This is a genomic window from Polaromonas sp. P1_G4 (assembly GCF_056405475.1).
In genome coordinates this window covers 1-649 of record NZ_JBFUCA010001024.1, presented here as the reverse complement: position 1 = coordinate 649, position 649 = coordinate 1, and the positions used below count along the sequence as shown (strand labels likewise).

2 protein-coding genes are annotated in these 649 nt (G+C 65.8%); both read right to left on the bottom strand.

What is annotated here, in order from left to right; genetic code table 11:
- A partial coding sequence (locus tag AC1D1X_RS25160; protein WP_477699613.1) for an ATP-binding cassette domain-containing protein occupies positions 1–396 on the bottom strand: 396 nt, incomplete at its 3' end.
- Positions 397–510: 114 nt separating this feature from the next.
- Positions 511–649: ABC transporter ATP-binding protein C-terminal domain-containing protein (locus AC1D1X_RS25155; protein ID WP_477699614.1), on the bottom strand; the 139-nt coding region annotated here is incomplete at its 5' end.

Here is a 649-nt window from a genome sequence, read left to right as displayed (position 1 = left end):
CTCGTAGGTCCAGTCGTTTCTGCGGCCCACGCCGTCTGCGGCGCTTCCTGGTCTGCCGGCGCGCGCCGCCATCTTGAGGTTTTCGGTCACGCTGAGGTTGCCGAAGATGCCGCGGCCTTCGGGCACATAGGCGATGCCGAGGCGGGCGATTTCGTAGGGCGGGGCGCCCGTCATGGGCCTGCCGTTGATGGCGACCGAGCCCGAGCGTGGCTTGACGAGGCCCATGATGCTTTTGAGCAGCGTGCTCTTGCCCATGCCGTTGCGGCCCATGAGGCCTATGGTCTCGCCGCGCGCGACGTGAAAGTCTATGCCGCGCAGTACGTGGCTGGCGCCGTAATAGGTGTGAATGTCCTGGGCGCCGATCAGGATGTCGATCTGTTTCTCAACCATGCTCATAAGGTCTCCAGGCGGGGCCGCAGCGCCGGGCCGCCCCAAGCAAGGCCAGCCCCTGGTGAAGTGAAAGGGGCAGCGCGCCGCAGGCTCGAAGTGAAAAGCGTGGGGGCCATATTCTCAGTGCTCCTCGCCTAAATACGCTGCCTGCACGCCTGCGTCGGCACGGATTTGCGCGGGCGTGCCGCTGGCGATCACCTGCCCGTTGACCATCACGGTGAGCTTGTCGGCCAGCGCGAACACCGCGTCCATGTCGTGC